This is a genomic window from Streptomyces sp. NBC_00090, assembly GCF_045160815.1.
In the GTDB taxonomy this organism is placed as follows: Bacteria; Actinomycetota; Actinomycetes; order Streptomycetales; family Streptomycetaceae; genus Streptomyces.
This window is the reverse complement of sequence record NZ_CP108224.1, coordinates 2,356,132-2,373,543: the sequence shown is the minus strand read 5'-3', so window position 1 is coordinate 2,373,543 and position 17,412 is coordinate 2,356,132. Positions and strand designations below refer to the sequence as shown.

Annotated in this window: 15 protein-coding genes; 7 read left to right on the top strand and 8 right to left on the bottom strand. The window is 73.8% G+C overall.

Features of this window, described 5'->3' with window-relative positions; translation table 11 throughout:
* Nucleotides 1-25: 25 nt before the first annotated feature.
* From OG361_RS10460 to OG361_RS10450, 3 genes are all read left to right on the top strand, one after another.
* The gene (locus tag OG361_RS10460) at nucleotides 26-664 is read left to right on the top strand and encodes a TetR/AcrR family transcriptional regulator (protein ID WP_405853073.1); all 639 of its coding nucleotides are present in this window, start codon (nucleotides 26-28) and stop codon (nucleotides 662-664) included.
* 39 nt (nucleotides 665-703) lie between these two features.
* The gene (locus OG361_RS10455) at nucleotides 704-1,861 is read left to right on the top strand and encodes an acetyl-CoA C-acetyltransferase (protein ID WP_405853072.1); all 1,158 of its coding nucleotides are present in this window, start codon (nucleotides 704-706) and stop codon (nucleotides 1,859-1,861) included.
* A 330-nt stretch (nucleotides 1,862-2,191) separates the two neighbouring features.
* Complete coding sequence (locus OG361_RS10450) at nucleotides 2,192-3,949, top strand: DEAD/DEAH box helicase (RefSeq protein ID WP_405853071.1); 1,758 nt, start codon at nucleotides 2,192-2,194, stop codon at nucleotides 3,947-3,949.
* Here the strand turns inward: OG361_RS10450 and OG361_RS10445 are convergent.
* The 5 genes from OG361_RS10445 to OG361_RS10425 form a co-directional block, all read right to left on the bottom strand.
* A complete protein-coding gene (locus tag OG361_RS10445; protein ID WP_405853070.1) occupies nucleotides 3,874-4,803 on the bottom strand; it encodes a tyrosine-protein phosphatase in 930 nt (309 codons plus the stop codon). The two genes, OG361_RS10450 and OG361_RS10445, sit on opposite strands and share 76 nt — an antisense overlap.
* Nucleotides 4,804-4,883: 80 nt before the next feature.
* Complete coding sequence (locus OG361_RS10440) at nucleotides 4,884-5,945, bottom strand: NAD(P)H-dependent flavin oxidoreductase (RefSeq protein ID WP_405853069.1); 1,062 nt, start codon at nucleotides 5,943-5,945, stop codon at nucleotides 4,884-4,886.
* Complete coding sequence (locus OG361_RS10435) at nucleotides 5,942-6,679, bottom strand: CoA-transferase subunit beta (protein ID WP_405853068.1); 738 nt, start codon at nucleotides 6,677-6,679, stop codon at nucleotides 5,942-5,944. Before OG361_RS10435 ends, OG361_RS10440 begins: the two co-directional genes overlap by 4 nt.
* The gene (locus OG361_RS10430; RefSeq protein ID WP_405862180.1) at nucleotides 6,676-7,518 is read right to left on the bottom strand and encodes a CoA transferase subunit A; all 843 of its coding nucleotides are present in this window, start codon (nucleotides 7,516-7,518) and stop codon (nucleotides 6,676-6,678) included. The genes OG361_RS10435 and OG361_RS10430 overlap by 4 nt, the downstream gene beginning before the upstream one ends.
* A gap of 65 nt (nucleotides 7,519-7,583) precedes the next feature.
* Nucleotides 7,584-8,333, bottom strand: a complete 750-nt coding sequence (locus OG361_RS10425; protein ID WP_405853067.1) for an enoyl-CoA hydratase family protein — start codon at nucleotides 8,331-8,333, stop codon at nucleotides 7,584-7,586.
* Between the two features lie 67 nt (nucleotides 8,334-8,400).
* Between OG361_RS10425 and OG361_RS10420 the strand changes: the two genes are divergently transcribed.
* The 3 genes from OG361_RS10420 (at nucleotide 8,401) to OG361_RS10410 (ending at nucleotide 10,733) form a co-directional block, all read left to right on the top strand.
* Nucleotides 8,401-9,276, top strand: coding sequence for an SDR family oxidoreductase (locus OG361_RS10420; protein ID WP_405853066.1), 876 nt, complete (start codon nucleotides 8,401-8,403; stop codon nucleotides 9,274-9,276).
* The gene (locus OG361_RS10415) at nucleotides 9,263-10,138 is read left to right on the top strand and encodes an SDR family oxidoreductase (protein WP_405853065.1); all 876 of its coding nucleotides are present in this window, start codon (nucleotides 9,263-9,265) and stop codon (nucleotides 10,136-10,138) included. Before OG361_RS10420 ends, OG361_RS10415 begins: the two co-directional genes overlap by 14 nt.
* 154 nt (nucleotides 10,139-10,292) lie before the next feature.
* Nucleotides 10,293-10,733, top strand: a complete 441-nt coding sequence (locus OG361_RS10410; RefSeq protein ID WP_405853064.1) for a ribonuclease domain-containing protein — start codon at nucleotides 10,293-10,295, stop codon at nucleotides 10,731-10,733.
* Nucleotides 10,734-10,749: 16 nt separating this feature from the next.
* Here OG361_RS10410 and OG361_RS10405 read toward each other — a convergent pair whose 3' ends face one another.
* The gene (locus OG361_RS10405; protein WP_405853063.1) at nucleotides 10,750-12,219 is read right to left on the bottom strand and encodes an ankyrin repeat domain-containing protein; all 1,470 of its coding nucleotides are present in this window, start codon (nucleotides 12,217-12,219) and stop codon (nucleotides 10,750-10,752) included.
* Between the two features lie 76 nt (nucleotides 12,220-12,295).
* Nucleotides 12,296-15,964 (bottom strand): NACHT domain-containing protein, encoded by a 3,669-nt coding sequence (locus OG361_RS10400; RefSeq protein ID WP_405853062.1) that lies wholly within the window; start codon nucleotides 15,962-15,964, stop codon nucleotides 12,296-12,298.
* Nucleotides 15,965-16,210: 246 nt separating this feature from the next.
* On the opposite strand from OG361_RS10400, the gene OG361_RS10395 reads away from it, so the two are divergent.
* Nucleotides 16,211-16,429 (top strand): hypothetical protein, encoded by a 219-nt coding sequence (locus tag OG361_RS10395; RefSeq protein WP_384565663.1) that lies wholly within the window; start codon nucleotides 16,211-16,213, stop codon nucleotides 16,427-16,429.
* Nucleotides 16,430-16,448: 19 nt separating this feature from the next.
* Here OG361_RS10395 and OG361_RS10390 read toward each other — a convergent pair whose 3' ends face one another.
* Entirely contained in the window at nucleotides 16,449-17,333 is an 885-nt protein-coding gene (locus tag OG361_RS10390; protein ID WP_405853061.1) for a hypothetical protein, read from the bottom strand.
* Nucleotides 17,334-17,412: the final 79 nt, after the last annotated feature.

The window sequence follows — 17,412 nt, the reverse complement described above, 5'->3', positions numbered from 1 at the left end:
GCCGGACAGGAACCAGAATGGACGGGTGCCGAACACTGCCAGCAAGAAGAAGACCCAGGTGAGCGCCGCGCCCGAGCGCCGCCGCGAGCTCCTCGACACGGCGGCCGAGGTGTTCGCCGCCCAGGGCTACAACGCCACCACCGTCCGCAAGATCGCGGACGCCGCCGGCATGCTCGCCGGCAGCCTCTACTACCACTTCGACTCCAAGGAGTCGATGCTCGACGAGATCCTCTCCACCTTCCTGAACGAGCTCTGGGAGGGGTACGACGCCGTCCTCGCCGCCGCGCTCGGCCCCCGCGAGACCATCGAGGCCCTCGTCACCGAGTCCTTCCGCGAGATCGACCGGCACCGCGCCGCCGTCGCCATCTACCAGAAGGAGTCCCGGCACCTCACCGACCAGCCCCGCTTCCACTACCTCACGGACTCGCAGACCAAGTTCGAGAAGGCCTGGCTCGGCACGCTGGAGCGCGGGGTCGAGGACGGGGTCTTCCGCGCCGACCTCGACGTCCGGCTCACCTACCGGTTCGTCCGCGACACCGTCTGGGTCGCCGCGTCCTGGTACCGGCCCGGCGGCCTGCACAGCCCGGAGGAGATCGCCCGCCAGTACCTCTCGATGGTCCTGGACGGCATCGCCGTACGCCCCGAGACGGCCGTACGCCCTTAGCGGCCCTCAACAGCAGCCTCAACAGCAGGAGGAGACGTCATGCCCGAGGCCTACATCGTCGAAGCGGTCCGCACCCCGGTGGGCCGCCGGAGGGGCGGCCTCTCGGCCGTCCACCCCGCGGACCTCGGCGCGCACGTCCTCACCGAGCTCGTCGCCCGCTCCGGGATCGACCCGGCCGCCGTCGACGACGTCGTCCTCGGCTGCCTCGACACCGTCGGGCCCCAGGCCGGCGACATCGCCCGTACGGCATGGCTGGCGGCCGGGCTCCCCGAGGAGGTCCCCGGGGTGACCGTCGACCGCCAGTGCGGCTCCTCCCAGCAGGCCGTGCACTTCGCCGCCCAGGCCGTCATGTCCGGCACCCAGGACCTGGTCGTCGCCGGCGGCGTGCAGAACATGTCGATGATCCCGATCGCCTTCGCCTCCCGGCAGGCCGCCGAGCCCCTCGGCCTCACCGGCGGGCCCTTCCACGGCAGCGAGGGCTGGCGGGCCCGCTACGGCGACCGGCCCGTCAACCAGTTCCACGGCGCCGAGCTGATCGCCACGAAGTGGGGGATCAGCCGCCGCGACCAGGAGGAGTTCGCCCTCCGCTCGCACGAACGGGCGCTGCGCGCGATCGACGAGGGCCGTTTCGCACGGGAGACCGTGGCGTACCGGGAGGTCGCCGTCGACGAGGGCCCGCGCCGCGACACGAGCCCCGAGAAGATGGCCGCCCTCAGCCCGGTCGTCGAGGGCGGCACCATCACCGCGGCCTGCTCCTCCCAGGTCTCCGACGGCGCGGCGGTCCTGCTGATGGCGAGCGAGCGGGCCGTCCGGGAGCACGGGCTCACCCCCCGGGCCCGCGTCCACCACCTCTCCGTACGCGGCGAGGACCCGATCCGGATGCTCTCCGCGCCGATACCGGCGACCGCCCACGCCCTGAAGAAGACCGGCCTGACCATCGACGACATCGACCTCGTCGAGATCAACGAGGCCTTCGCCCCCGTCGTCCTCGCCTGGCTCAAGGAGACCGGCGCGGACCCGGCCCGGGTCAACGTCAACGGCGGCGCGATCGCCCTCGGCCACCCGCTGGGCGCGACCGGGGCGAAACTGATGACCACCCTCCTCCACGAACTGGAACGCACCGGAGGCCGCTACGGCCTCCAGACGATGTGCGAGGGCGGGGGCCAGGCGAACGTGACGATCATCGAAAGGCTGTGACGCGGACCGCGGCGGGGCACGGCGGGGTGCCGGGCCGACGTGACGATCATCGAAAGGCTGTGAGGTCGCCCACGTCGGGGCGTCCGGGCCTGGGCCGATCCGTCCGGGCATCGGTCGGGCGGGGCGGGAAGGTCCTGAGGCGCACTATTGTTCCGGTAGAGACATCCGGAGTGCGTATCGCGTGTTCCGGGAGAAGCAGCCGGGGTCCGTTCAGGTGCTCCGGGAGACACAGCCGGGGCCCGTTCGCGTGTTCCGGGTAGAACAGCCGGGGCCCGCATCGCGCAGGTGCGGGCCCCGGCTGTGCCGCGAGCACCGGCCAGGAAGGCACGCATGACCCGCTCCGAACGCCCCACCAAGCGCGGCCCCCGCACCGCCCAGGCGAAGTCCACGTCACAGCCGAAGGCCTCCCGCGGTGGCCGTCGTCCCACCGCGCCCCCGCCGCCCAGCGAGTTCACGCCGCCGGAGACGGTGACGCCCGCGCTCCCCGCGGTGGCCTCCTTCGCCGACCTGGACATGCCCGAGGGCCTCCTGCGGATCCTGGGCGAGCAGGGCGTCACGGAGCCGTTCCCGATCCAGGCCGCGACCCTGCCGAACTCCCTCGCCGGGCGCGACGTCCTCGGCCGGGGCCGCACCGGCTCCGGCAAGACCCTCGCCTTCGGCCTCGCGCTCCTCGCCCGCACCGCCGGCCGCCGCGCCGAGCCCACCGCGCCCCTCGCGCTGGTCCTGGTGCCCACCCGCGAGCTCGCGCAGCAGGTCACCGACGCCCTCACCCCGTACGCGAGCGCCCTGCGCCTGCGGATCACCACGGTCGTCGGCGGCATGTCGATCTCCCGGCAGTCCTCCGCGCTGCGGCGCGGCGCCGAGGTGCTCATCGCCACCCCTGGCCGGCTCATGGACCTCATCGAGCGCGGCGACTGCCGTCTCGACCAGGTCGCCGTCACCGTCCTCGACGAGGCCGACCAGATGGCCGACATGGGCTTCCTGCCGCAGGTCACCAAGCTGCTCAAGCAGGTCGAGCCGGGCGGCCAGCGGCTGCTGTTCTCGGCCACGCTGGACCGGAACATCGACAAGCTGGTCAAGATGTTCCTGGACGACCCGGTCGTGCACTCGGTCGACCCCTCGGCCGGCGCGGTGACCACCATGGAGCACCACGTCCTGTACGTGATGGACGAGACCGACAAGAAGGCCGTCACGCTGAAGATCGCGGCCCGCGACGGCCGGACGATCCTCTTCCTCGACACCAAGCGGTCCGTGGACCGGCTGGTCAAGCGGCTCCTCGCCAACGGCGTGCGCGCCTCCGGCCTGCACGGCGGGCGCTCGCAGCCGCAGCGCAACCGGACCCTGGACCAGTTCAAGAACGGCCAGGTCACCACGCTCGTCGCGACGAACGTGGCGGCCCGCGGCATCCACGTCGACGACCTCGACATGGTCGTGAACGTCGACCCGCCGATGGACCACAAGGACTACCTGCACCGCGGCGGCCGGACCGCCCGGGCCGGCGAGTCCGGCAGCGTCTTCACGCTGGTCCTGCCCGAGCAGAAGCGGGACATGGGCCGGCTGATGTCGAACGCGGGCATCAGCCCCCGTACGGCGCAGATCAAGTCCAGCGACCAGCACCTGACCGACCTGACCGGCGCCAAGGAGCCTTCGGGCGTCCCGATCGTCATCGAGACGCCGCAGCCGACCGCGCCGCGCAGGGCGACGGGAGCCGGCGCCGGTGGCAGCGGCAGTGGTGGCGGTCGCGGCCGCCGTCGCCGTCCGGCGGCCTCCGGCGGAGGCGGCGGTACGGCCACGACCACGTCGATGGGGTCGGGGCGCTCCTCCGGCTCCGGCGCGTCCGCGGGCACGGGGACGGGCCGGGGATCCGGTTCCGCGGGCGGCTCCGGGCGCTCCGCGGGCGGCACGGGTCGTGCCGCGGCCGGGTCGGGGCGCGGCTCCGGCGCGGGCCGGGGTGCCGGCTCCGGGGCGGGCGCCGGTCGTGGTGCCGCCTCCGGCGCCGCGCGTGGCGGACGTCAGGCGTCGAGCACGAGCCGGTCCCGCAGCGCGAGCCCGTCGCGGAGCTCCAGGCCGAGGCCGACCGACACGTAACGGAAGAGGCTTCCGTACGAGACCCGGATCTGGTCGCGGGCGCTGTCGAGGTACTCGGGACGTACCTCCTGCAGCGGCACGATCAGGTCCGGGTTCTGCATGAACCCGCCCTGCCGGAGTCCCTCGCGCACCCGGGCGTCGTAGGCGGCGCGGAAGGTGTTGGAGGCCAGGTAGTCGGCGCGGGCCGCCGCCGACGGCACGCCCAGCAGGGTGAGCAGGAGCCAGGCGGTCCAGCCGGTGCGGTCCTTGCCCGAGGTGCAGTGCAGGAGCAGCGGCCCCCGGTCGCGGTCGGCCAGGTCCCGCAGGGTGGCGGCGAAGGCGGCCCGGTTCGCGGCCTCGGTCACGAAGCTCCGGTACACCTCGCTCATGAAGGCGGCGGCCCGCCCGCCGCCGAGCATCTCCTCCTGCCGCACCGGGTCGCGGGAGCCGATCGCGGCGAGCAGCTGCCCGAAGAGGCCGTTGTCGGTGACGGGCCGGGCGACCGGGAGGCTGCCGGCCGGCAGCCGGTCGGCACCGTCGTACCCGACCTCCAGCGGGATCCGCAGGTCGACGACGGTGCCGAGGCCGAGCCCGGCGAGCGTGGCGACGTCGGCGTCGGTGAGCTTGCCGAGGTGGTCGCCCCGGTAGGCGAGGCCGTGGCGGACCCGGCCTCCGTCGTACGTGCGGTATCCGCCGAGGTCGCGGACGTTGACGGCGCCCTGGAGCGGGATCCGGCGGATGGTGTTCGTGGCGGTCCTCGGATGCGCGTTCGTGTTCGCGTTCGCGGAAGCGTTCGCGTTCGCGTTCGTCGGCAGGGCCGCGAGCAGGGCGGTGGCGCCGGTGGTGGTGAGCAGCGCGCGTCGGGACAGGGGCATGGTCGGACTCCCTCACGGACATACGGGCTGACGGGGCGGACGGGGCGGACAGGGATGGCCGGGCTGGCGGGGCTGGCGGGCTACGGGGCCGCGGACTCGGGACGGGGAAGCGTGCGGAGCACGTGCGCGGCCTCGGCCATGATCCGGGCGACGAGCTCCTCGCAGCTGGGAAGGTCCTCGATCACCCCCGCGATCTGCCCGGAGGCCATCACGCCGAGGTCGGTGCGGCCCTCGACCATGGCGGCCCTCAGCAGCATCGGGGTGTTCGCGGCGAGCAGGACCTGGCTCCAGGACAGGTCCTTGCCGTGGCGCATGGCGAGCCCCTCGCGGACCATCGCGGCCCAGGAGAGCCCGGAGAGCCTCCGGAAGCCCGCGGCGCGGCGCAGGGCTGCCGCCAGTGCCCGTACCCGGCCCGCGTCCTCCAGGGAGGCGACGAGCTCGGTGCGGAGCATCCGGTGCGGCAGCCCGTCGACGGCGGTGGTGACGGTGACGTCCTTGACCGTGGCGGCCAGATAGCGGGCCTTCACGGCGTCCGGCACGGTCGAGTCGGAGGTGAGCAGGAAGCGGGTGCCCATCGCGATGCCGGCCGCGCCCTGGGCGAGGGCGGCGACCAGGCCGCGCCCGTCGCGGAAGCCGCCGGCCGCGATCACCGGGATGTCCACGGCGTCCACGACCTGCGGCAGCAGGACGCTCGTCGCGACCTCGCCGGTGTGCCCGCCGCCCTCTCCGCCCTGGACGAGCACCGCGTCGGCGCCCCAGCCCGCGACCTTCTCCGCGTGCCGCCGGGCGCCGACCGAGGGGACGACGACGACCCCGGCGTCCTTGAGCTCGGCGATCAGGTCCCGGGAGGGGGCGAGGGCGAAGGAAGCGACCCGTACGCCCTCGTCGACGATGATCCGGACCCGATCGCGGGCGTCGCCCGCGTCGGCGCGCAGGTTCACCCCGAAGGGCCGGTCGGTGCGGGACCGCACCTCCCGGACGGCTGCGCGCAGCTCGTCCACGGTCATGGTCGCGGAGGCGAGGATGCCGAGCGCGCCCGCGTTCGCGGTGGCGGAGACGAGCCGGGGACCGGCGACCCAGCCCATACCGGTCTGCACGACCGGGTGGCGGACGCCGGTCAGCTCGGTGAGGGCGGTCCTCATCGGGGCGCGACCTCACGGTCCCGCAGCCCCCGGGGATCGAGGACCTCGCGGACGAGCCGCAGCTCCTCGGGGGTGGGCTCACGGGTGGAGGGCACCTCGGGGCCGGTGACGAGGGCGAAGCCGGTAGCGGCCCGTACCTCGTCCACGGTCACGCCCGGATGCACCGACACGAGCCGCATCCGGTGGTCCGGGGTCGCGAAGTCGAAGACCCCGAGATCGCTGACGACCCGCACGAGCCGGTGGAAGGGGGCGTCGCCCGCGCGGTCGTAGCCGACCCCGCAGACCATGTCGACCCGCTCGACGAAGACCCGCTTCGAGTGCCGGGGAACCCAGTAACTCACCGGGTTGTTCAGGGTGTTGACCGGCGCTCCACGTACCCCGAGGAGCTGGCGGGAGGGTCGCTCCCAGTCGCCGACGCAGGAGATGTTCTGGTTGCCGTACGCGTCGATCTGACTCGCGCCCATCATCACGTGGCGCCGCCCGCCGGTGACCATCGCGAGGTGGCGGCGGTACGGCAGCCAGCCCTCGGGCCGCCCGTCGAGGCCGACGAGCATCGCCTCGCCGTCGGTGAGGAGCAGGTCGGGGGAGAAGGTGCGCTTGGCGAGACGGGCGCCGACGGAGGGGATCAGGCCCATCGGGCTGGCGAGCACCTCGCCCGCTCCGCGCCAGGCCTCGGCGCAGGCCACGGCGCAGTACTCGGCGCGGCTGACCGGGGCCGGGGAGGAATCGGTCACGACTGCTGCTCCTTGTGCCAGGCCTGGACGGCGTGCTGGTAGTCCTCCTCGCTCGCCCCGGCGAGGAAGCGGGCGGAGAACTCGGGCCAGGGGGTGGTCGCGTACAGCTTCTGGAAGGGCTCGTCGCGATCGTGATCGGGGACGCAGGAGGTGAAGTGCGCCCCGTTCGGGGTCTCCACGACGCCCGTGACGCTGTGCCTGCTGATGAGGAGGGACTGCGGGACCGTCTCCGGGCCAAAGCCGGCGTCCTCGTCGACGAGCCGCTCGCACGAGACGTACGCGGTGTCGGCCGCCTCGCAGAACAGGTCGTCGAAGTACGGGTCGGGGCCCAGGTACTGGCCGTTGCCGAACCGGTCGGCGCGGTTGACGTGGACGAGCGCCGCGTCGAGGCGCAGGGCCGGCACGGCCACGAACTCCTCCCCGTCCTCGTACGGCGACGTCACCGTCCGCAGTTCGGGGTTGACCCGCATGACGTCCGAGCCGAGACCGGCGCGGACGGGCAGGAAGGGCATCCGGTGCACGGCGGCCCGCAGCCCCCACATGAACATGGCCTCGTCGAGCTCGGTCATCGCGAGGGTGCCGTTCTCGCGGGCGGCCCGGAAGTGCGGTTCGAGGGGGATGGAGTCGAGGGTGGCGAAGGGGGCGACGAGCCGCCGGATCCGGCCCGCGGCGGCGAGCAGTCCGACGTCGGGGCCGCCGTAGGACACCACGGTGAGATCGGTGAGCTCGCTGCGGAGGATGGCCCTGACCAGGGCCATCGGCTTGCGGCGCGATCCCCAGCCGCCGATGCCGAGGGTCATGCCGCTGCGCAGCCGGCCGACGACCTCCTCGGGGGTCATCCGCTTGTCGGCGGTCGTCCTGTCCGTTCGGTCGGTCGTGGTTCCGTCGGTCGTCGTTCCGTCGGTCACCGTTCCGCCGCCTTTCCGAAGGTGTCGCGGACCCGGTCGGCGACCCCGCTGAGATTGGCCTCGAAGGTGAAGCCCTGCTCGAAGCGGTAGCTGCGCCGGACGTCCACGGGGTCGATGCCGTTGAGGGCGGCCTTGGCGAGGCGGAGGAGAGATCCGTCCTTCGCGGCGATCTCCTCGGCCAACTCCATCGCAGAGACGAGGAGTTCGGTGCGGGAGACCACCTTCCAGACCGATCCGTGGGCGTGCAGTTCGGCGGCGGTGGCGGTCCGCGAGGTGTAGTAGAGGGCCCGCATCAGGTGTTGCGGCACGAGCCGGGCGAGATGTGTGGCGGCACCGAGCGCGCCCCGGTCCAGCTCGGGCAGCCCGAAGACGGCGTCCTCGGCGGCGACGATCGCGTCCGCGTTGCCGACGAGGCCGATGCCGCCGCCCAGGCAGTGGCCGGCGACGGCGGCGACCACCGGCACCTCGCACTCGTACACGGCGGCGAAGGCCTCGGCGCAGCCGCTGTTGGCGCCGATCAGGGCGGTGTGTCCGGGGTCGCGCTGGAGCTCCTTGATGTCGACGCCCGCGTTGAAGCCGCGGCCCTCGGCGGTGAGGAGGACGCAGCGGACCTCCGGGTCGCGGCCCGCAGTACGGACGGCGTCGGCGAGCGCGTACCAGCCCTTGACGGGAAGGGCGTTGACGGGAGGGAAGTCGACGGTGACCAGGGCCACGCCCGTGGTGGGGCGGGAGGTGGAGACACCCATGAGCGGATCAGCTACCTTTCCACCAAACGTTTGTTAGGTGACCTCATGAGGAGGAAGGTAGCAGCCGATGGAGCTGGACGGGAGGGTCGTGCTCGTCACCGGCGGAACGCGCGGCGTCGGAGCGGGCATCGCGCGCGCCTTTCTGCGGGCCGGCGCCCATGTCGCCGTCTGCGCCCGCAGACCACCCGACACACCGGTCGAAGCGGCGGGCCGCACCGCCGAGTTCCACCCCCTCGACCTGCGGGAACCGGCCGCCGTACGGGAGTTCTTCACCGCCTTCGCCGAGCGGTACGGGCGGCTCGACGCCCTCGTCAACAACGCGGGCGGCACGCCGTACCGCCTCCTCGGTGAAGGGGAGGCCGAACGGCACGCGCGGGTCGTCGAGTTGAACCTCACCGCCCCGCTCGCCGTCAGCCTCGCCGCCCACCCGCTCCTACGGGCCTCGCGCGGCGCGGTCGTCATGATCGGCAGTGTCAGCGGGACCCGGCCCTCGCCGGGCACGGCCGCCTACGGCGCGGCCAAGGCCGGTCTGGAGAACCTCGCCCGCTCGATGGCCGTCGAATGGGCCCCCGAGGTGCGGGTCAACACCCTCGTCCTCGGCATGGTCAGGACCGAACTCTCCCACCTGCACTACGGGGACGAGGCCGGGCTCGCCGCCGTCGGCCGGACCGTACCGCTCGGCCGGCTCGCCGCGCCGGACGAGATCGGGGAGGCGGCCGTCTTCCTCGCCTCCGACCGGGCGGCCTACGTCTCCGGAGCCTCGCTCCTCGTGCACGGCGGCGGGGAGCGCCCCGCGTTCCTGGACGCCGCGACCGCCAACCACAGCGACAGCGGCAGCAACGGCAACGGCATGAGCAACGGCCACAGCAAGAGCAACAGCAACAACCCGACGGAACCCGCGAACCCCACCCCCGACAAGGAGAGCCGAGATGGGACTGTGTGACGGCAGGGTCGTGATCGTGACCGGAGGCGGCCGAGGGCTCGGCCGCGCGCACGCGCTGGCCTTCGCGGCCGAGGGCGCCCGGGTCGTCGTCAACGACCTCGGGGTCGGACTCGACGGCCGCCCCGGACCCGACAGCCCGGCGGCGCGGGTCGTCGAGGAGATCACGGCCGCGGGCGGCGAGGCGCTCGCCCACGGCGGCGACATCGCCACGACCGAGGGCGCCGCCTCCCTCGTCGCGGCCGCCCTCGACACGTACGGACGACTGGACACGCTCGTCAGCAACGCGGGCTTCCTGCGCGACCGGATGCTCGTCAACCTCGACGAGGAGGACTGGGACGCCGTCATGCGCGTCCATGTGAAGGGCCACTTCCTGCCGCTGCGGCACGCGGCCGCGCACTGGCGGGCCGAGGCGAAGGCGGGGCGCCCGCCGGAGGCACGGGTCGTCCACACCACCTCGGGGGCGGGGCTCCTCGGCAGCGTCGGACAAGGTAACTACGCGGCGGCCAAGGCCGGCATCGTCGGCCTCACCCTCGTCGCGGCGGCGGAGCTGGCCCGGTACGGGGTACAGGTCAACGCGATCGCGCCGGCCGCCAGGACCCGGATGACCGAGCAGGTCTTCGACGGGCTCGACGCCCTGCCCGAGGACGTCTCGCCGCTGGTGGTGTGGCTCGGCTCGGCCGACTCGGCGGGCGTGACCGGCCGGGTCTTCGAGGCGGAGGGGGGCCGCCTCACCGTCATGGAGGGCTGGCGCCCGGGCCCGACGGAGGACAGCGGCGCGCGCCGGACCCCGGCGGAGGCGGGGGAGACGGCCCGGAAGCTCCTCGCGGAGGCGGAGCCGCCGAGGCCGGTGTACGGGGCCTGAGGGGGTCGGGGCCCGGTCCCCTGTGGCGGGGTCCCGCCCGGTCCCGCCCACCTCTGCACGACATCCGCACGAGCGTCGGCAAGCGGTGAACTTCCGGAGAATTGAAGAGGGTTGGCCTTCCGGGGCCCGTTCTACGCGCGTCATCATCTCAGCCATGCGAATCCCCCCTCGATTCACCCTCGCCGGCGGCGTCACGGCCGCCCTCCTCTCCTCCCTCCTCCTCGGCGCCCCGGCCACCGCCGCACAGGCCCCCGCCGCCCCCGCCCCCGTGTCCGCCACCGTCGCGTCCTCGCTCGCGGCGACCGCGGCCGTCGGGGACATCTGCTACTCCGACCTGCCCTCCCAGGCCCACGACACCCTCCGTCTCATCGACGCGGGCGGTCCCTTCCCGTACAGCCAGGACGGCGCCGTCTTCCAGAACCGGGAAGGGATCCTCCCCTCCCACTCGCTGGGCTACTACCACGAGTACACGGTCAAGACCCCGGGCGTCCCCACCCGCGGTGCCCGCCGGATCGTGACCGGGAACTCCGCGCAGGAGGACTACTACACAGCCGACCACTACGCCTCGTTCGACCTGATCGACCACGGCTGCTGACGGACCGTCCACCCGGTCAGCGGCAGCGCGGGGTCGTCCACTCCAGACGGGCCCTGACCCGGGCGTCCCGGACGTGTTCGAGGGCGGCGAGCGCCGTCTCGCGCGCCGCGCCGTCCGGATCGCCGTCCGCGAGGATCGACGCCAGCGCGTCCACGGCGCGCGGATCCTGACGGATCGCCAGTCCGCGCGCGGCCTCCGCCGCCGTCTCCGGATCGTCGTCGCCGAGCCGCTCCACGAGCCCCTCCCGTACGAGCGGGGTGTCGTCGGGCAGCTCGGCGAGGGCGAGCGTCGCCCAGTCCCGCACCCGGGCGTCGCCGTCCCGGCCCAGCGCGAGCAGCACCCCGAGGGCCTCGGTGTGCCCCGCCGGCACGATCCCGGCCAGCGCCCCCGCGACCGCCCGCCGTACCGCGGCGTCGGGATGCCCGGCCGCCGCGAGCAGCTCCGGTACGGCCTCCGGCTCACCGCACTCCCCGAGCGCGAGGACCGACGACAGCAGGGGCTCCCGCGCCGGGGGCACGGCCTCCGCCACGAGCCGCCGCAGCACCGGGACGGCGCTCTGCGCGAAGCCGGGCAGCGCGCCGAGCACCCGCGCGCCCAGCGCCCGGCGCAGCGGGTCGCGGTAGGCGCACCAGCCGGCCGCCGCCACGAAGGTCTCCTCGTCGGCCCGGCCGCCCAGTTCGGCCACCGCCGTCGTCCAGGCGTCCAGCTCGGGGTCCCCGCAGCGCAGCGCCCGCGCGGCGAGCTCCTCGTGCGGGGTGAGAAGCCCGAGCGCCGCCTCCAGGAGCGTGGAGATCGCCGCGTGGCCGGTCTGCCGCTCGTCGCCGCGCGTGGGCGCGCCGTCCTCCCGCAGGAGCTCCACGACGACGGTCACCCCGCCGTCCTCCCGGACCCGGCGGACGACCGCCTCGTACGTCTGCCCGCCGTCGTTCCCCGCGACGAGTCCGCGGCGCAGCTCGGCCGCGATGTCGACGCCGATCCACCGCCGGGCCTCCCGCAGCGCGGCCTCCCTGCCCCCTGCCCCGTGGTCGAGCAGCGCCCGTACACAGGCGGTGGAGCCGCGGCGGGCGGCGGCGACGAGGGGGAGGAGCCCGTCGGGCCCGGGCCGGTCAGGGGCGGCCCCGTGCTCCAGGAGCACCCTGGCGGTGTCGGCGTGCCCGAGCCGGACCGCCCAGGCGAGGGCGGTGAAGCCGTACGCCTCCTCCTGATCGGGGCGCGCGCCGCCCGCCAGCAGCGCCCGTACGACCTCGGCGTGTCCGCCGCAGGCCGCCCCGCACAGCGGCAGGTCGCCGCCGTCCTCGCCGCTGCCGCGTCCCGGATCGGCGCCGGCGGCGAGCAGCACCCGCACGATCCCGGCCGCGTTGCCGACGGCCGCCCGGTACAGCGCGGTCTCCCCGTCCTCCCGGCCCTCGGGGTCCGCCCCGCTCCGCAGGGCGCGTACGGCCCCGTCCTCGTCCCCGTCCAGGATGGCGCCGAACAACGTGCTCATGCGTCGACCCTGACCCGCCGTCGGCACTTGGCGCAAATCCATTGCCGCGCGCCGCCCGATTCTCCCCGGCGGCGGTTCAGCTCTCCAGCCGGGACCGCCCTCGCGCCCGGTCCTTGAGCACGTACCGGAACCCGCTCAACAGACGCTGATGGAACACGGCGGGGGCCAGCCGCTCGGGAGACTCCTGAAGGAGACGGACGCGGTGCGCCCCCTCCCGTACGGAGGTGTCGGGCTCCCGCGCGAGCTGCCGGTCCCACTCGGCTGTGTGCCCGCGGTGGGCGAGGGCCTGGAGCTTGGCGAGCCGTTCTCCGGGCGCGGACAGCGCGCCGTCCGGGACGTCCGAGCCGAAGAGCTCCCTGTACGCGGGGTGGTCCGGCCACCGCTGGGCCACCCAGCGCAGGGCGAAGGTCCGGACTTTGGCGTCGGGGTCGCCGACGGCGGAGCGGTACACGGCCTCGCGGACGGCGGGATCGTGCGGGCGGTCGTGGGCGAGTTGTTGGAGGAACGTCAGGCGGAGGGCGGGCACGGCATCGTGGTGCGCGATGTCCAGTAGGAGGACCCTCACCGAAGAATCGTCCGCCCACGTCTTGCTGAGGTGGAACGCCGCCGTTGACCGCAGGTTCGTCGCGTCGGAGTCCTTGGCACAGCCGATGAGGAAGTCGCGCGCTTCGTCACTGGGGACGAGGCTGACTGCGCGCAGGGCGGTTGCCCAGGCGAGGGTGTGGGTCAGCCGCCGTTCCGCTAGGTCCGGGTGAAGCCGGCGTGGACCGCCGGCGAAGGGTTTGGCGTCGCGCATCAGCATGCGCAGGTCGTCCGGATGGCTCTGCAGCCAGGAGGACAGCGCCTGCTCGAAGTCCGGCGAGTCGAACGAGTCGAACGAGTCGATCAGGCCGACGAGGGTCTCGTACCGCTCGGACCGCCAGTCCGTGAGGGCCCGCTCCACCTTGCGTTCGGGGCTTTCCTCGGCATCGAGGCCGAGGGTGTCCGCGCGGGAGACGGTCCAGCGGGAGGGGGAGAACAGGCCGGGTGCGCGCAGGGGCCACTCCTCCTCCCCGGGTTCGAGCCCCGCAAGCCGGTCCACGAGCACCTCCGCCTGGGCGCGCACGGCGTCGAACCGGTCGCGCAGCGCGCGATCCTCGAAGAAGCGGCGGCTCCGGTCGTCGGGGTGCCTGTGCAGCAGGTGGGTCAGGGCTTCCTTGCGCGCGCCGGGGGCGGGATCCCGCACGGCCCGGGTCTCCAGGAACGACCTCAGGCCTTCCGCCTGTCCACGACCGGCGGGCGCGGAGCACAGGGTGTCCAGCGCGGCGATCCGTACGGCGGCGTTCTCGTCGTGGACCGCGCAGGTCTTGATCACCTCGGTGGCGGTGGAGCTGTCGGACCACCGCTCTTCCAGGACGGTGAGAGCAGCGATGCGGCTGCCGGGCGACCAGGCGAAGCGGGCGTAGGCGATGACGGCGGGCATGTCCCGGTGCAGGGCACAGGCGAGCTGGGTCGGGGCGTGGCCGCTCAGGGACTGGCCCCACACGTGGAACCAGGCCAGGTAGTGCTCGCGCCCCACCCAGTACTCGCTGAACGAGGCCAGCGCCGGCGTGACGGCCTTCGTGGGGAAGACCGAGTGCGAGTAGGCGTAGTCCACCACGAAGTGGTCGGACTCCTCATGGAGGAGGTGGGTGATCTCGTCGACCACCGCCGTGCTCTGCGCGGCAAGCACTCCGATCTTCCTGACCTCGGCGAGGGCACGGAGCGCCAGCGCCAGCCTGCCCGGCCGGTCGATGGAGGGCGCGGAGGCGACGAGGCTGTCCACCAGCGTCCCGGTGTCCCGCTCGCGCAGCTGACCGGCCAGCAGGAGGATCACCTCGTGCCAGGTCGTGTCCGCCGCCCGGGGGACGAGGACCTCGGTGACGAGCGCCTGCGGGGTCCACTCGCGTTCGTGCTCGTAGCGGTGGACGATGTCCGCCGCCGCGAGGTACTCCAGGAACGTCCGGTGGACGAATCCCCAGGCGCCCCCGCCGTAGCGGGCCAGGATGAAGTTGCGTTCCCGCAGCTGCTGGACCATGGCGCGGGCCGCGCGGCGGGCGACGTCCGGGGGGATGTCGCAGAGCTGCAGGTACTGGCGGAAGACGTCCTCGATGTCGCGTTCGGGGATGTAGTTGCCCGAGATGCCGCCGGCCCCCTCCTGCATCCTGCGGGCGAGCAGCCGGAGCATCTCCAGGCGTTCCTCCTGGCCGAGGACGTCGAGGGCGTCCGCGACCGGGCCCGACAGATGGGTCGTCAGGTGCTTGGCGTCCCGGTCCCAGCGGGCGACGAGCACCGTGACGGCGTGCTGGTACACGCCGTGCCGGTCCCGGGGGAGGGTCTGGCGGCGGCCGAGGATGGCGAGGATGGTCAGCAGGAGCGGGTTGCCGGCCAGTTCGCGTACGGACGAGGAGTGGGCGACGGCGTCCGTGAACCGGGTGAGGAGCTGCTCCGTGAGCGCCGGCTGCCCGGGGCAGGCGTTCGTGAACCACCGCCGGGCGAAGGCGTGGATACGGGGCGTGTCCAGGTCCTGGATCATGTAGTGGGCGAACTCCGCCCCGTCCAGCGCCTGCCGCTGGTACCCGACGACGCGGGACGTGACGACGACACGGCAGCGCTCGTGGCGGGCGGCGAACCCCGCGATGCGTCGGGCCGTCTCCGCCCTGAACTCGGGGTCGAAGATCTCGTCGAGTCCGTCGAAGACCAGGATGACGCGGCCCTCCCCGAGGAAGCGCCGCAGGACGGGACCCGGCAGCGACATCCCCTCGGTGGCCCAGAGGTGTTCCAGGAAGTCCTCGAAGGTCTTCTGCCGCCAGGCGGGCTGGGCGTAGTGCCTCAGCTCGACGACGAGGGGCACGCTGCCCGCAAGGGCCGCCAGATGCCCGCCGGGATCGTGCCCGCCGGGGTCGTGTTCGTTGATGTCGTGGCCTTCGGCCCCGGCGCTGCCCGTCAGATACAGCGCGAGGTAGTGCGCGAGCGTCGACTTGCCCGCTCCCGGATCGCCCAGCAGCACGACGCGGCGGTTCTCCGCCCGCGCGAGCACCTCCAGGACGTTCTCCTCCGGCCGCTGCCGGTACTCCTCGGCGACGGCGTCGAGGAGCTCCAGGTCCAGGCCGGGCGGCAGTTCGCCGTCCGGCGCGAGTTCCTCGCCTTCGAGGAGCTTCGCCATCAGCTCGCGGGAGAGCTCCACCGGGGGCGGGTCGGCCCGTACCGTCGGGACGACGAAGACCTCGCGCAGCTCGACGTTCGGCTGGACGCTCTGGTCGTTGTCCGGGGTCAGGACCTCCAGGTCGAGCCGCCCGTACGACTCGCGGACCCGCCGCGCGTAGGTCTCCAGGGCACGGACGGCGGCGGGCTCGTCCTCTTCCCCCTCCTTCTCACCGCTCCGGTTCCTGCCGTGGTCCTTGGCCGCTTCGTAGAGACTGACGAGCTGTTGGTGCCGGTCCTTCCACAACTCCCTGTCCACCAGAGCCCCGGGCACCGGCTTGGAGAGCGGGGCGCACCGGACGCACCCGTCGAGGAAGGCCGTCACGACGTCCCAGTCGGGCGGTCTGACGAAATCGGCGGCCAGCAGACGTTGCACCGTGGAGCTGCTGAGGGTCCGGCCTCCACCGGCCGCCGCGCGGGCGCTGTCCTTCGCCAGTTCGTCGCCGCTGGGGGTTCCCGCGGCTCTGTGGACCTCACGCAGCCACTCCGCGAACCGCCGCCGTGCCTCGTCTCCCCGTCCCAATGACGCTCTCCTCCCCGTGCGGCGCGACGAACGGGCCGTCCGGGCGCGGGTCCTGGCCCGGCCGCCCCGGAACGCCCCGGGTCGCCCCGGATTCCGGCCCCAGGGTATGCCGTGGCCTGCGCCGATGTGCGAGGTCCACCACTTCCGCCCGGCTCGCACCGCCGCTCTCCCGGGCCGTCCAGGGTGCTCCCCGTAGCCGCCGTCCCCGCATCCGCCGGGACGCACGAACGAACGGAGTACGTGGTGATGTCGAACGAATCCCGACCGGAGCCGACCGTGGCCCTTCTGCACGAGGCCCTCGAACTCCTCGGCCCCGTCGGCCTGCTGGTCCTCGTGGCTGCCCTGCTGGTGTTCGCGGGGGTGGTGCTGCCGACGATCTGGTCGCGCCACGCCTATCGTCGGTCCGCGGCCCGCTCCACCCTGAACACCCTGCTGCGGGCCCTGCGCCGGCTCTACCCGTTCTGAATCCTGCCGAGGCGCCCCGTCACGCCGCGCACTCCAGGACCGTCCCGCACACCCCGCACCGCGCCCGCAGGGTCCGGCCCGCCGGGACCCGCAGGCGCTGGTGGCAGACCGGGCAGGGGAAGGAGACGCCGGTCGCCGGGGCCCCGCCGTCGAAGGCGTACGGGGCTCCCGGCGCCGCCCGGCCCTGGCGCCGCTCCCTGCCGTACCGCCGGCGCTCCGCCCAGCCCGCCCCGGCGAGCGGCGCGAGCCGGCGCTCCCGGTCCGCCTCGGCCCGGCCCCGTACCCATGCCTCGTACGCCACCGGGCTGGTGAACCACGGGGAGGGGTCCTCGTCGAAGACCTCGGCGCGTTTGGCGAGGACGTAGCCGAACTCCTCCGGGGTCAGGTAGCCCAGCTTCTGGCTCTCCACCCCGTCCCGGCGGTACGCGTCGAGCAGCAGCCAGCCCGCGCCCAGGTAGGTGGTCACGACGTCGGTGAGGATCTCGTTCTCGGCGGTGCCGGGGAGGCCGAGGCCGAGCCGGTGCAGCAGGACGTGGGTGATCTCGTGGGCGAGGGCCGCGCCGATGTCCCGGCGGCGGGTCCGGAAGCGGTCGTTGAGTTCCACGAAGTACTCGGGTCCGGCGGCGAGCTCGACGGTCGCCGCGTGCTCCATCGGGCGGAAACTCGCCACCATGCGGGCCTCGGGCAGCCGGAGGTGGCGGACGAGGGTTCCGGCCACCCGCTGGGTGCCCAGATGGAGGTCCTCGTCGTCCCGGATGGCCATGTCGGTGGCCGGCACGCTCACCGGGTAGCGGTGTACGCCGTCCGGGGAGAGGCGCCGGTAGAGCGCGGTGAGCGAGGCCCGGACCGCGGCGCGGTGCGGGAAGCCGTGGACGACACGGTCGGCCTCGTGACGGTTCGGCATGCCGGATCCCCCCTTCCCTCCACTGTACGGTCCGCTCACCGGGTCTGGCCGAAAAGGCTTTCTTGTGGCGGCAGTTGAG